Below are 13,252 nucleotides of genomic sequence, written 5' to 3' on the forward strand. Positions count from 1 at the left end.
GTGAATTTATCCCCGCGCTCGCTGCTGGAGGCGCGGTCTTGAAATCGGAATCCAACGAACGCGCTTTGGCGCCGAATCGATGCGAGATTTGATCAGAAACTGTCGAGCTCTAGAAAACCGCTGCCTCGGCTAACTATATATTATAATGAAGGAAATTAGGTCGTCCGTGGGGCGGGGGGACGGCTCGTGCGCCGGAACGCGGCCAGGGGGCATTGATGGATTTTTTTGCGCGACTGCAGGTGGAAGCCGACCCATTCCTCGCTTCGACAATGGCTGCAGTGCGAATTCGTGAGATCCTCTCACGCGCCGGGCTCCCTGATCTGGCGAATCCCGACGATGTCGTCGATTTGGTCGATCCTTCCTATTATGTAAAAAGATACGGCCATTTGATCGAGAAAATCGGCGATCCATACGAGCATTATTTCACTCAGGGCGCGTTCGAGGGAACCAGTCCGAACTTTTACTTCGACAGCTCGTGGTATCTGTCCGTCAATCCGGATGTCGCCGAAGCGAAGATAAATCCGCTCGTCCATTATGCGCTGTATGGAGAGCGCGAGGGCCGGTCTCCCAGCCTGTTGTTCGACCCGCAATGGTACCGTCGCCGTTACGATCTATCGGAGGACGAATGCGCGCTTGCTCATTATATGAGACATCGGGCGACCGGCGCGTACAGCCCCTTTCCGGAATTCGACGTTCCCGATTATCTCGCCCGGCACCCCGACATTGCGCAGGCTAAAGTCGATCCCGTCGAGCACTATGTCGAATATGGCTATCGGGAGGGACGGAATCCCTCCAATTTGTTCGACACAAATTACTACCTTTGGAGTCGTTTAGGCGGCAAGGCCGCCGAATGTCCGCTGTTGCATTATCTGGCTCACCGTCATGAGCCAGGCGCGCGCGGCGCGCCCGACGACAATTACGCTTCCGTCGCGCGAGAGGTCAGGCGTTTCACGCAGCCATCCGCATATTTCGAAGAGTTTCAGCCGGCAGCCGAAGGGAAGGCGCCGCAGGCCAAGGTGCTCGCATATTATCTGCCTCAATTTCATTCCTTTCCCGAAAACGATGCGTGGTGGGGAAAGGGATTTACCGAATGGACCAATCTGGGCAGAGGCCTGCCGCGCTTCCAGGGCCATTATCAGCCGCGCATCCCGCGGGACTTGGGTTTCTACAACCTTGAGTCTGTGCAACTGATGAAACGGCAAATAGAACTCGCCCGGGCGTCCGGGATATATGGCTTTATTTATTATTACTACTGGTTCAACGGCAAAAGGCTCATGGACAGGCCCTTGGACGGATTCTTGGCCGATCCCGGTCTGGATATGCCCTTTTGCATCATGTGGGCGAATGAGAACTGGACGCGGCGCTGGGACGGCGCCGAGAGCGAAATACTGATTTCGCAAGACTATGACGAAGCGGACGATGAAGGCCTGTGTGCGGATATCGCCCGCCATTTCAAGGATCCGCGTTATATCCGGATAGATGGACGTCCGCTGTTCTTCCTTTATCGCGCCTCGAGCATTCCGAACGCGGCCGGCGCAGTAGCCAGGTGGCGCTCAATATTGTCGCGCCAGCATAGGGAGGATCCGATTTTTGTGAGCGCGCAAGCCTTTGGCGACAACGATCCTGCATCCTTCGGGATGGACGGCGCCATCGAGTTCCCCCCTCACAAGATTGTCAATAATCTGCGCACGCAAAACCAGTCGCTGCATCTTCTCGATTATGAATTCAAGGGGCAGGCGTACAGCTATGAGGACGTGGTGCGTAGCTCGCTCGACGACGCGCCCAGCACGTCGCTTCCTGTCATAAAGACGGCCATTCCGAGCTGGGACAACGATGCGCGCCGTCAGGGCGCGGGCCTTGTCATCACGGGCTCCACCCCCGAGCAATATGAATCCTGGCTCGCGAAGCTGATAAAGCGCGCGCAGGAGAAGCCGTTCTTCGGCGAGTCGTTCGTCTGCGTCAACGCCTGGAACGAGTGGTGCGAGGGAGCCTATCTGGAGCCGGACCTGCACTTTGGCGCGGCCTATTTGAACGCCACGTCGAGGGCGGTGTTCGGCCGCGCGCGGAAACAAAGCTCGCGCGTGCTGCTCGTCGGCCACGACGCCTTCAGCGCGGGGGCGCAATATCTCCTGCTCAATATTGGCCGAACCCTAAAACGGACAAATGGCGTAGAAGTTCAATTCCTGCTTCTCGACGGCGGAGCGTTGAAGGCCGATTACGAGAAGGTGGCGAAAACGCACATTATTTCGGAAAGCCTCAGATTGCGGAGTTTTCTGAAGGAAATGCGCCAGCGCGGATTTGGCGCCGTCATTGTGAACACGGCTGCGACCGCCCATGTCGCGCCCCTGGCGAATGATGCGGGGCTGCCGCCGATTTTGCTCATTCACGAAATGCCGCGCATGCTGGCGGAGCGCAACCTCGTGCGTTCGGTCCAGCGGGCCCTGGAGTGCGGGAAGCGCATTGTTTTTGCGGCGCCGACCGTGCGCGATCTTGTGCTCAAGGAAGCGCAGGCGGAACCGAGGCTGCCGTCTACCTTGATCCTGCCGCAAGGCGTCTATCGTCCGATCGCGCCGTCGGATGAAAGCGCGCGCCGCCTGCGCCAGGAATTTTCGATTGCGACGACCGAGCCGCTGGTCATCGGCGTCGGCTACGGCGATCTGCGCAAAGGTTTCGATTTGTTCATTCAGGTTTGGCGTCTGTTGCAGAGCGCGCTGAAGAAGGTTCACTTCATCTGGGTCGGCGACGTTTGTCCGCATGTCATGAAATGGCTTGGCCCGGAGGTTGAGTCTGCGGCCGAGACGGGGACGTTTCATGTAACGGGATTTCGGGACGACGTTGACGCTTTTTACGCCGCCGCCGATTGCTTCGTGCTGACGTCCAGAGAGGATCCTTACCCTTCCGTCGTGCTGGAGGCGATGAGCGCGGGATTGCCGGCGATCGCATTCGACAAGGCTGGCGGAATTCCCGATCTTTTGAAGGATACGTCCTTTGGGGAAGTCGCGCCCTTCTGCGATACCGTGGCGATGGCGCGCGCGGTGAGGGAAGCGCTCGATCATCCTCTTTCTTCGGAAGAGCGGAACGCGCGTCGCGAATATATTCGGAATCGGTTCGATTTCCAGGACTATGCCGCGGACTTGTTGGAGCTGTCCTTGCCGGGCTTGCGGAGAGTGTCCGCCGCGGTTCCCAATTACAACTATGCGCGATATATGCCGGAGCGTCTTGGGTCTGTCTTTGCGCAGACTTATCCTATTCGCGAAGTCATCGTGCTGGACGATTGTTCGAGCGACGACAGTCTCGAGGCGATTCAAAAGACGGCGGCTCATTGGGAGCGCGATATTCGCCTCGTCGCGAACGACGTCAATTCCGGCTCCGTGTTTTCGCAGTGGCGAAAAGCGGCTCTGCTCGCAAAGGGCGATTTCGTCTGGATTGCCGAGGCGGACGACAGTTGTGACGCAGAGTTCCTAGAGGAGCTGATACCGTTCTTCGACAAGGACGAGCAGGTTAAATTCGTGTTCTCGGACAGTCGGACAGTCGACGCCGACGGGTCGCCGCAGTGGGACAGCTACAAGAGCTACTATGCGACGGTCGCGCCGGACGCCTTGTCGAAGAGCGCGGTTTTCGACGGGGCTGAATTCGTCGCGAAATATCTTTCGGTCAAAAACGTCATCCTCAACGCGAGTTCGGTCGTGTGGCGCAGGGCGAGCCTTTTGGCCGCGCTGGATGCGTGCGAAACAGCGTTGAGCAATTATCGCTTCGCCGGAGACTGGGTTCTGTATCTCACCGCCCTGTCGCAGCCGAACGCCCGCGTCGGATATAACGCCTCCGCTTTGAATGTGCACCGTAGGCACGGATCGAGCGTGACCCACTCCACGGAGGGAGCGAGGCACATAGACGAAATCGCGCGCGTTCACGCGCTGATTGCGGAACTTTTCCCGAGGATCGACGAGGCGTCCAAAAAGCAGTCGGCTTACCGTGACGAACTGAGAGATCAATTCGGGCTTCAGGCGGCGGAATCCGTGTAACGGCTTCTGAAGCCTTCTTGCGCAATCCCCACAAATTTCACAACCACGGAGGCAGCGGTCATGTACGTACCCAGTTTCAACTTTTTCTCTCAGCGTCTGAATGTGTCGCGGGAAGCGCTGGAAAGTAACGAAAACGTTACAATTCCGGCGGGCTCGCTTCGCTTCCTGCTTCAGTTGGCGGTAGCCGTAGGCGAGTTCGATCAAGAGAACTATCTCGAAAACAATCCTGATCTCTCTGCCGCCGTCAAGGCCGGAAGACTGGACGATGTCAGGCTGCATTACATTCGGCACGGCTTTTTCGAGGGGCGAAAGGGCGCGACGCCCCGCGTCGACGAGGGCTGGTACCGCGAGCAATACCCCGACGTTGCGAAAGCCATCGATCAAGGCGCGATCACGTCTGCGTCGCTGCATTTCCTGACCAGCGGCGAAGTTGAAGGGCGCGTCCCTCAGGAGGCGTTTCTCACCGACATTAGCGAGTGGAAGCGCTCATTCAAGGACGCTTGAGCAAGGCTTGATCCGGCGAGCGATGTCGAAAAGGCGAACGGATGCCGTTCGCCACACGAAACGCAGCAAGAGGGTGAATGCATGTATATGCCGTCGGTAAACTTTATTTTGCAGCGCTTGGGCGTGACGAAATCGGATCTGATGGGAGAGGGCGAATTGGAGGTTCCGGCGAGATTCGTCAAAATCTTGCTGAGAATGGCCGCCGAGGCGGGCGACTTCGACAAATCCCAATATCTGCAAGTCAATCCCGATATTGAAGCGGCCTTCCGGGCCGGGAAGCTCAACGATATCCGAGGGCATTATCTGAAGAGCGGGTTCTTTGAAGGTCGAGGCGGGTCTGTTCGGGTCGACGAATATTGGTACCTGCGCCAATATCCGGATGTCGCGCGAGCAAAAAAGGACCGGAAAATCGATTCGGCGACGAAGCATTTTTTCGCCGCGGGCGAGCTTGAGGCGCGGGCGGCGCGCAAGGAATATGTGGGCGACGTAACAAAGTGGGAAGAGCTTTTTCCCCGTAGGTAGACTTCGAGGGCGTGGACCCGTCGCTACGGATCGCCGGCGCGTTCACGTCCTCTCTCATGCGTCGACATGCGGATCGCACCGAGGGAGTCGCCGGTTTGTCGAGAGGTTTGCTTGCAAGGCGTATCGCCGTTTACGCGCCGATCCTTATTTTTTTATGTGGCTCCGCTTCTGCCGAAGACGCGGATCAGTCGAAGCTGGTTTGGGATTTGATGCGCCACGAAACCAGCCTGACTTCTATTTATCGGTATCAAGCGGACGGAAATACTTTCTTCGGCCAGCGCCCGCAAGGCGATCAAAACCTGTCGCGCTCTCCGATCGGAGAAGCCTTCGCGGTGATCTCCGAGCCGGTCGCCGGCGCGCTCCCCCTTTACCGTTTCACGATAGACAAAAGGCTCTCTTATGTTGCTTCGTGGCTCCAGCCGCCAACGGGCAGCAAGCTGCTGGGGTTCATTTTTGCGCGCCCGTCCCCTGGATTGCTGCCGTTAAAGCTTGTTTGTTCGACGCAGGCCACGAATTGCACGCTTGCGACTGGATCGCCCGATAGCGCGGCCGGCGACGCAATCGGCTATGTCTTCCCGCGCGCGCGACCGTTCAGAATAGGCGCCTATTACTTCGGGATGTTTTCTCCGGAAGCGTGGGGACGCGGAAAAGGGCGCATCGCCGAGAGGATTGCGAAGTTCTACGGAAAAGGCGGAGATGACCCGTATTGGTGGGCTGGCGTGCGGGATTTTTACGAAGGACGCCTGCCGGAAGCCCTGGAATCGGAATATCCTGCGGCCGCCGATTTCTTTCACAAGGACTGGTCTCGCCTCAAGCCGGAAATCGGGTGGTACAATCAGCGCGATCCCAGGACGCTTGAACGCCACATTGAGCAGGCGACGAGCAACGGCGTCAGTTTCTTCAACTTCTATTGGTATTGGGACGCGGATTTAGGCGACGAGGCGTTAAATGACGGGCTTAACAGCTTCTTGGAGGCGCGGAACGGTTCGGATATGGATTTCATGCTTTCGATCTGCGAGCACGGTTGGCGCCTTTCGATTCCGGCGGAGCAATATGATCGGGTCGCGGGTCTCCTTGTTAGAAAATATCTTTCGAAGCCCAATTACCTGCATGATGGCGTCGGCCGCCCGATACTCCAGCTGTGCGACGCGAACGGCATCAGGAGCGGCGACTCCGATCACGGGTCCAAAATCGATATCGCAGCGGCTGAGAAATTTGTCGCCAGCATAAGGTCGGAGGCGAAGACGGCGCTTGACGAAGAGGTGGATATTCTGGTGCGGATGGATTCGAAAGACGCAGGAGAATTACGAAAGAGCGCGATTTTTGACGGCGGAAGTTGCGTCGCGCCCGTTCTCGACAGGCGCGACCTGGCCGCCAATTATGCGATGCACCCCGGGTGGTTCGCGAAGGTGGCCCAAGGATGGCCGTTCATGCCATGTTTCAACGAACGGATGGATGAACGGCCGAGAGTGGGCATCATGAAGCCGCCGGAGGAAATCTTTTTTTTCGAACAAGCGGCCGACCCGGGGACGTTCGCCGTTGGGCTCCGCGCGGTGAAGACTTGGATGGATCAACGGAAATCGGAGGATTTAAGCCGGTTCCTAGCGATCTACGCTTGGAACGAATGGCATGAGGGCGGCGTTTTAGAGCCGACCAAAAAAGACGGGGCCGCGCTTATCCGTGAAATTCCGCAGGTGTTCCAAACGCCGACCCTGTCGCCCCGGAGAGAATCCGACGGCAAATAAAACTTGCCTCCGCGCAGCGGCCAAGAGCCCTTCGTGACGGCCGACGAGTCGTCCGCGCTTGCGACTCTCGAACGCGACCCGACGAAAGCGCCCAGCCAATCACCACGCGGGTACAAGTCCGTTGGCCAATAGAAAATCCCGGTAGTGCGGCAGCAACGCGTCGTATCGCGCTTTTACCTTTGTCGGGTCAAAAGTCAGCAGGAGCGACGGGATGTCAAACTCGTCAAGCTCACGGATGTCGACTTGCGGGACGTGAAAGAACTCACACATCTCGCTTACCCTGGTGTCGTGGGAAATGACCACAGTCGGCGCGCCGGCCTGCAAACCGACCATCCCGCCATGAAACCTCGTTCCTACGACGAAGTCGACCGTCCTCATCTCGTCAAGCCAATCATCGACATCCCAGTAGATGCGCATCCGGGTTCGGAGCCAGCTCCTGAGCTTACGGTCGTCCGCGACGCCGGCGAAGAGACTTGCGAGCGCATTACAGGCGTTCAACGCGGCTGCGCCGCCCTGCTCGTCGGCAAGCGTGATTTCCTGGGCCTCTGTCTGCGCGACAAAGAGCGCGTCATACTGCACCGCCTCGGAAACGAGGCGTCGAATGACCCTCCACATGACGTCTTTGTCGAAAGTGTGCTTCAGAACGTCACGTGACGCGTTGATCGCGACTTTCAGATTCTTTTCGCCAGCGTTGCATCTGAAGTGCAAGCCTGCGTTCCTCGACATGTAGAATGACGGGCATCCCGTCACCTGAAAGTTTTTGATGCCGCGCTTCGTCAGGACGGAGCCGGTAAAATCTCCCCGCACGCCGATCCGCGCGGCTCGCTCCGCGACGAGCGAAAGAAATCTCTCCGTTCCCGGCAGGAGCTTCACGTCGGAGGAATAGTCATTCGACTGGGCGCCGAGGCCGATAATCGACAAGGGCAGGTTCGTCCGCTCGATGAAGTTCGCCATCCCCCCGAAATCGAAGGCTTCGAAAAGAAAATTGGCGGCCGCGATAACGATATGGTCAAAGTTCGCATTCACATATTCCGGGCCGCGCGAATGATCCCAACTGACGGAATCATAGGCCAGCGTCTTCAGCAGGCCGTAGGCGATGACCTGGTTGCCGGAGTTCCCTCCAGTGGCGGCCAGGCGCTTCGTCCAGGTGTCGGGGCGCGGCGTACCGAGGCTGGGCGAGGCGCCCATCAGAAATATTCTCATCCCGTCCCTGCGACACAAAGTGATTTCATGTGATTTATCATCATCCTAGCGCTCGTTCAACGACTGCGTTCCAGCTTTGGCTCCCATGATGCGGTCGCGAGCGGCGATGTTGACGTTTTGCGTTGAGTTCATGTGAAAACCGGGCTCGCCTTCGCCAACGCGCTCCGGCGTGCGGCGGTCGAGCGAGGGCGCGGCGCTTCGCCGTCTTCGTAGACGCATGCGCCGCCCCGCGCCGGTGGAATTAACCTTTAGGACGTTTTCTGGGAGACACGGTTAAAGACAATGTTAACCTTACCCTCGTTGGTGGGTTTGAAAGCGTTCGGGCGCTTGGGCGACGAGTGACGAAAATGCAGCCTGGAAGTAGCGGCATAAGTATCTCAGCGGTAGACCAGCGTTTGATGGCGATGCTGGAGGAGCTCGAAAGAGGATTGCGCCGCGCCGAGGCGGCGGAGCGCATTCTCGGCGCCTCCTTTGGCAAGACGGCGCGGCCGGCAAGGAAGCGGCAGGCGGCGGCGAAGGGCGCCTCTTGGAAGGCCCGCACGGCGATCCAGACGCTCGACCGCACCATGGCCGTCATCATCTTCCTTTGGGTCGCCAGCGTCGTTTGGTGCTTCCTGATCGACCGGCAAATTGGAGGCGGATCGACGGCGGCCGTCGCGGAGCGTCTGCAGAGCGAGAATGGCTCTGCATTGCGTTCGGCTGAGACGGGCTCGCGACAGGCCGCCTCCGCCTTGAAAGAGGCGAAGGCGCCCGCAACCGAAAACCACGCAGAGGGACTCTCGGTCGAAGCGTTCGAGCGCGAGGTTCATCGGCTTTTCTCCGAAAACCGCCAGCGGGCGCAGGCGAAGGGAAAGGAGGCGGAGCCCGCGGACGATCCGGCGGAGCCGGATCACGCTTTTCCCCTGATCAAAGGCCAGTCTTTCCCGGAGCCGCTTGCCCCGCCGTCTGTCGCGAAAGCGGCGCCCGGCGAGGCCGCCCGCGTCGAAGCGGACGCGCAGGCCCTGGACGCGCAGCGGACGAACGCCATGAAACTCGCCAGGGCGAAGGCGTCGTTTGAAAAGACCAAGAGACCGAAAGTCACGAGCAAACAGATCCCGGCGCCGCCTCCCGGTCGAGCGGATCAGGAGCCGAAGGGATTGCCCTCTTTCGCCGTCGCCGTGACCGAAACCATAAGCGGACTCATCAAAAGCTGGAGTCGGTAGATCACGCCGCGTTTAGACGGGATCGCCCGGACGCAGAAGACGCCCGCGCGCCAAATATGAATGCGCCTGAAAATTCAGCGCGTGAGCAGATCCCGTCGCTGTCGGAGGGAGCTGGTAAAATTCTTAAAAGATGGATGCGCTCACGGTTAGGGTAACGGTGCAGGAGACCTTGGCGCCCTTCAATGTGCAATCGGCACACACCTTGAGGCAGACTTTTCCGACCAATGCGCCCCAGCAGTTCTCCCAGCACTGTTTAGACGAGCCGCCGCCCTTTCCGCGCTCGGCGGTTCCCACCGGGCCATGGTCGCAGAGATTCTCCTCAGGGAACTTGATAACGATTCTCGGCCTGGGATCCTTCTCGTGCTCGTCGTCCGGGACGGGCTGAATCGCGGCGCCCTCGAGAACGGCCGGAACCTTTATTCCAAGAACGCGGGCGAGCTGGCGCGCGTCATCGCCTTTGGATACCTCGCCCGGGATTCGCTGGCTTAGTTCTCGATAGAAATGAGCAATTTCGAGCAGAGTCTCAGCCGACTCCAGAACCGCGAACACGTCGCGCATGACGCGCCCTCCCTGCATCGCCCCCGATGTCCCCCCAGGTTCCGACGCCAGCTTTCTCCTGTCGGAGGTTTTCGACAAGGAAGAAAGCTTGGTAACTTTACCAAGTCGAATCGTCGCTAAAGGCCTCGGGGCGGATGGTCGCTGATCTGCGCTTGCCGACGCGCTCGCTTTTTGCGTCCGAGCGTCCTAGATTTAGGACATCGCCGGGGATTCCGAACCGTAGGCCCGTCGGCGGCTGAGAGACATAAGCGCTCCCGCTTACAGCGATGACGAGCGCGCGCATGCCAGCGAAACCCCCCATTTCTCGGCGTCCTCCCGACGCGCAAGCAGGCGCTTGGCTTCACGATTTTTCCGTGGCGGTGCGTGAGTTCCGCCGCTCCAATGACGCGATGATTTCAGCGAGCAAGCAGTGCGTTGCGGAATCGTGTTTGCTGATGCGGAGAGTTAATTACATCGACCTGAGAATATCGAGACCAGTCATCGCGAACAAGGAAAGCGATGGCCCCGGTTGAGCCGGCCCCTTCCCCTCGAATTTGATGGATCTCTAAGATCTTGATTTTCTTGGTGGAGCCAGACGGAATCGAACCGACGACCTCTTCAATGCCATTGAAGCGCTCTCCCAACTGAGCTATGGCCCCATCCTATTTTACCCGCCTCTTTGGGGGAAGCTTCGGCCAACGCGTTGTCGACGGGCGCTGTATAGTTCAGCCGGGCTCGACCTGCAAGCCCGACTTTCGATTTTGCGTCGAAAAGGCCGCAAGCTAGGCGGCGGCGGCGGTGACGCGGTTGCGGCCCGAGGATTTCGAGGCGTAGAGCGCCTTGTCGGCGCGGCGCAGGAGGGCGTCGGCATTGGCGTCCGCCCCGCGTTCGGCGAGGCCGATCGAGGTCGTGATCGGGATCGTCCGCGTCGCTTTCGGGTCGATCGGAAACTTGTCCCCTTCGACCGCCGCGCGCACGCGCTCGGCGATGCGCTCGGCGACGCCCAACGACGTGTCGGGCATGACGACGACGAATTCCTCGCCGCCCAGGCGGCAGACGAGGTCGGCCCCGCGCAGCACGCGCTTGATCCGCTGCGCGAAGGTCTTGAGCACCTCGTCGCCCGCGTCGTGCCCATAGGTGTCGTTGACCGATTTGAAGTGGTCGATGTCGAGGATCATCAGCGACAGCGGTTGACCCTTATGCGCCGCCTGATCGAGCGCATTGGCGAGATGCGTTTCGAGGAAGCGGCGATTGTTGAGGCCGGTGAGCGCATCGACGACGGCGAGTTCGATCGCCGCCTGGACATTGTCGCGCAGACTGTCCGTGTAGCGTTTGCGGCGCAACTGCGTGCGGACGCGCGCGACCAGCTCGTTGCGGTCGATGGGACGCATGATGTAGTCGTTCACGCCGAGATCGAGGCCGCGCAGCACGCGCTGACGGTCTTCCAGATCGGCGAGAAGTAGGATTGGAATCGAGCGCGTGCGCTCGAGCGACCGAAGTTGGCTGCACAAGCGCAGCGCGTCGAAATCCATCAGGTTCAGGCTCACGATCACGAGCTCGTAATTGTTCTCCGCGGCGCGGAAAAGCGCTTCCTGCGGATAACTCTCGATCTCGATGTCGTGGTAATCGCGCAGCGCCGCGACGATGCGGTCGGAGGAGCCCGGACGGTCCTCCACGAGCAGAATGCGGCCGCGCTCGCCATCATTGGGCTCCCGCGACGAAAGACCGAGATTGGCCGACGTGTTGGCGCGGGCGCGCAGCTCGTCGAGCATGATCTTGAGGCGCGTCAGCGACCGGACGCGGGCGATGAGCGCCATCTCGTCAACGGGCTTGGTGAGGAAGTCGTCCGCGCCACATTCGAGGCCGCGCACGCGGTCGGCTGGCTGGTCCAGCGCGGTGACCATGACGACCGGCAGATGCAAGGTCGCCGGATCCGATTTCAGGCGCGTGCAGACTTCGAAGCCGTCCATGCCCGGCATCATGACGTCCAGGAGAACGATGTCGCAGCGCCCGTCGCGGCACAGCTCCAGCGCCTCGGGGCCGTTCGTCGCGGCGACGACGTCGAAATATTCTGCGGAGAGACGCGCTTCCAGCAGCTTGATGTTGGGCAGGAGATCGTCAACGATCAGGACGCGTGCGGTCATATTGCTGACGTCTCCTACTTCTTTTCCGCAAGGAAAGAATTCACCGTCTCGAGGAATTTGGCAACCGAGATCGGCTTCGAGAGATAAGCCTCGCAACCGCCCTGGCGGATTTTCTCTTCGTCGCCCTTCATGGCGAAAGCGGTAATGGCGATGACGGGAATGTGTTTCAGCTCGTCGTCGTCCTTCAGCCAGCGCGTGACCTCCAGCCCGCTCACTTCAGGCAGCTGAATGTCCATCAGGATCAGGTCGGGACGGCGCTCGCGCGCCAGCGAGATCGCTTCCACGCCGCTTTTCGTCCGAAGCGTCGCATGACCGTTCGCCTCCAACAGATCGTTGAAGAGCTTCATATTGAGTTCGTTATCCTCTACGATGAGGACGGTCTTTTTCATGGAGCCAACTCTAGAGACGCGGCGGCTTTGAAGCGGCAAAAGGATCAAAGGCCGGACCGTTTCAGCGACCGATAGCATGGGAAGATTAATGAAAGTCAGTCGCGAATTGCATGATCCTCGCCGCGCGAAGGCCGCGGAGCCGCCCGCAGCCGAGCTTGCTTTGCGCGCGCTCGCCTTTCTCGCCCGCGACGAAGAGCGCGTCGCGCGCTTCCTGGCCCTGACCGGACTCGACGCCGGCGATCTGCGCGATCTGCTTGGCGATCATGGCTTTCATCTTGCGGTTCTCGACCATGTGGCGGGCGACGAAGCGATGCTTCTCGAATTCGTCGCGTCCGAGTCGCTGCCGCCCGAATCCGTGGGGCGCGCCCGTCGGGCTTTGGGCGGCGGCGAAGCTTGAGTTACGCTATTCACACCCTCTTTGCATCGCGCGTAAGGCGACGCTTCCCCGCCCTTTTTTGCGCAATGTAAATAGATCGTTAAATTTCGGCGGCGAGCGCGTCGGCTCCGGCCTTCGCCACCACGCCGTCCTCAAAGGATTGCACGCCGGATACGCCGATCGCGCCGACGACCTGACCCTCGTGCAGGAGCGGCAGCCCGCCTTCCACCGGCGTGATATGGGGGAGGCTGAGCAGCGCCGCGCGGCCGCTGGCGACGGTTTCTTCGAGCGCCTTTGTGGGACGCTTGAACAGCGCCGCGGACCGCGCCTTCGCCTGGGCGATATCGCACGAGGCCGGCTGCACGCCGTCCAAACGCTCCAGATAGACGGGCAGGCCGGCGTCGTCGACAATGGCGATGACGACGCTCCAGCCGTTGCGCTGCGCCTCCTGAGCGGCCGCGGCCGCGACCCGCTTGGCGTCGGCGAGCGTGAGGACGAACTTCATTTTCATAATCGTTTCCCCTTGGCTATGGGTTGAGGCGAGCGTGAAGGCTCGCGGTCCGGCGGCGCTTTCCTGGACCGCGCCTTCAGGCGCGCAGAGTTCGCCA

At 59.9% G+C, this 13,252-nt stretch carries 11 protein-coding genes and 1 tRNA gene; 6 read left to right on the forward strand and 6 right to left on the reverse strand.

Annotation, left to right across the window (positions count from 1 at the left end; all coding sequences use genetic code 11):
- The first annotated feature begins 215 nt into the window (after positions 1-215).
- The 4 genes from ACNHKD_RS07650 (at position 216) to ACNHKD_RS07665 (ending at position 6,793) form a co-directional block, all read left to right on the forward strand.
- Positions 216-4,022, forward strand: a complete 3,807-nt coding sequence (locus tag ACNHKD_RS07650; protein ID WP_442756475.1) for a glycoside hydrolase family 99-like domain-containing protein — start codon at positions 216-218, stop codon at positions 4,020-4,022.
- Positions 4,023-4,082: 60 nt separating this feature from the next.
- On the forward strand, positions 4,083-4,526 hold the full coding sequence (locus ACNHKD_RS07655) for a hypothetical protein (RefSeq protein ID WP_442756476.1): 444 nt from the start codon (positions 4,083-4,085) through the stop codon (positions 4,524-4,526).
- An 81-nt stretch (positions 4,527-4,607) separates the two neighbouring features.
- Positions 4,608-5,048: a hypothetical protein gene (locus ACNHKD_RS07660; RefSeq protein WP_442756477.1), complete on the forward strand. Its 441-nt coding sequence runs from the start codon at positions 4,608-4,610 to the stop codon at positions 5,046-5,048.
- Positions 5,049-5,143: 95 nt separating this feature from the next.
- A complete protein-coding gene (locus ACNHKD_RS07665; RefSeq protein WP_442756478.1) occupies positions 5,144-6,793 on the forward strand; it encodes a glycoside hydrolase family 99-like domain-containing protein in 1,650 nt (549 codons plus the stop codon).
- Positions 6,794-6,892: 99 nt separating this feature from the next.
- On the opposite strand, the gene ACNHKD_RS07670 is transcribed toward ACNHKD_RS07665, so the two are convergent.
- Positions 6,893-7,981 carry a polysaccharide pyruvyl transferase family protein gene (locus ACNHKD_RS07670; protein WP_442756479.1) on the reverse strand — a complete coding sequence of 363 codons (1,089 nt, stop codon included), beginning with the start codon at positions 7,979-7,981 and terminating at the stop codon, positions 6,893-6,895.
- A 413-nt stretch (positions 7,982-8,394) separates the two neighbouring features.
- Here ACNHKD_RS07670 and ACNHKD_RS07675 point away from each other — a divergent pair, with 413 nt between their 5' ends.
- Positions 8,395-9,198: a hypothetical protein gene (locus tag ACNHKD_RS07675; RefSeq protein ID WP_442756480.1), complete on the forward strand. Its 804-nt coding sequence runs from the start codon at positions 8,395-8,397 to the stop codon at positions 9,196-9,198.
- A 123-nt stretch (positions 9,199-9,321) separates the two neighbouring features.
- On the opposite strand, the gene ACNHKD_RS07680 is transcribed toward ACNHKD_RS07675, so the two are convergent.
- The 4 genes from ACNHKD_RS07680 to ACNHKD_RS07695 form a co-directional block, all read right to left on the reverse strand.
- Positions 9,322-9,756: a hypothetical protein gene (locus ACNHKD_RS07680; RefSeq protein ID WP_442756481.1), complete on the reverse strand. Its 435-nt coding sequence runs from the start codon at positions 9,754-9,756 to the stop codon at positions 9,322-9,324.
- Between the two features lie 562 nt (positions 9,757-10,318).
- A tRNA-Ala gene (locus tag ACNHKD_RS07685) sits at positions 10,319-10,394 on the reverse strand.
- Between the two features lie 123 nt (positions 10,395-10,517).
- The gene (locus ACNHKD_RS07690) at positions 10,518-11,879 is read right to left on the reverse strand and encodes a PleD family two-component system response regulator (RefSeq protein ID WP_442756482.1); all 1,362 of its coding nucleotides are present in this window, start codon (positions 11,877-11,879) and stop codon (positions 10,518-10,520) included.
- 14 nt (positions 11,880-11,893) lie between these two features.
- Positions 11,894-12,268 (reverse strand): response regulator, encoded by a 375-nt coding sequence (locus tag ACNHKD_RS07695; RefSeq protein WP_442756483.1) that lies wholly within the window; start codon positions 12,266-12,268, stop codon positions 11,894-11,896.
- Positions 12,269-12,356: 88 nt separating this feature from the next.
- On the opposite strand from ACNHKD_RS07695, the gene ACNHKD_RS07700 reads away from it, so the two are divergent.
- Positions 12,357-12,665, forward strand: a complete 309-nt coding sequence (locus ACNHKD_RS07700; RefSeq protein WP_442756484.1) for a DUF3572 family protein — start codon at positions 12,357-12,359, stop codon at positions 12,663-12,665.
- A gap of 79 nt (positions 12,666-12,744) precedes the next feature.
- Here ACNHKD_RS07700 and ACNHKD_RS07705 read toward each other — a convergent pair whose 3' ends face one another.
- The gene (locus ACNHKD_RS07705; protein WP_442756485.1) at positions 12,745-13,155 is read right to left on the reverse strand and encodes a GlcG/HbpS family heme-binding protein; all 411 of its coding nucleotides are present in this window, start codon (positions 13,153-13,155) and stop codon (positions 12,745-12,747) included.
- Positions 13,156-13,252: the final 97 nt, after the last annotated feature.

This window comes from Methylocystis sp. JAN1, from assembly GCF_052186135.1.
In the GTDB taxonomy this organism is placed as follows: domain Bacteria; phylum Pseudomonadota; class Alphaproteobacteria; order Rhizobiales; family Beijerinckiaceae; genus Methylocystis.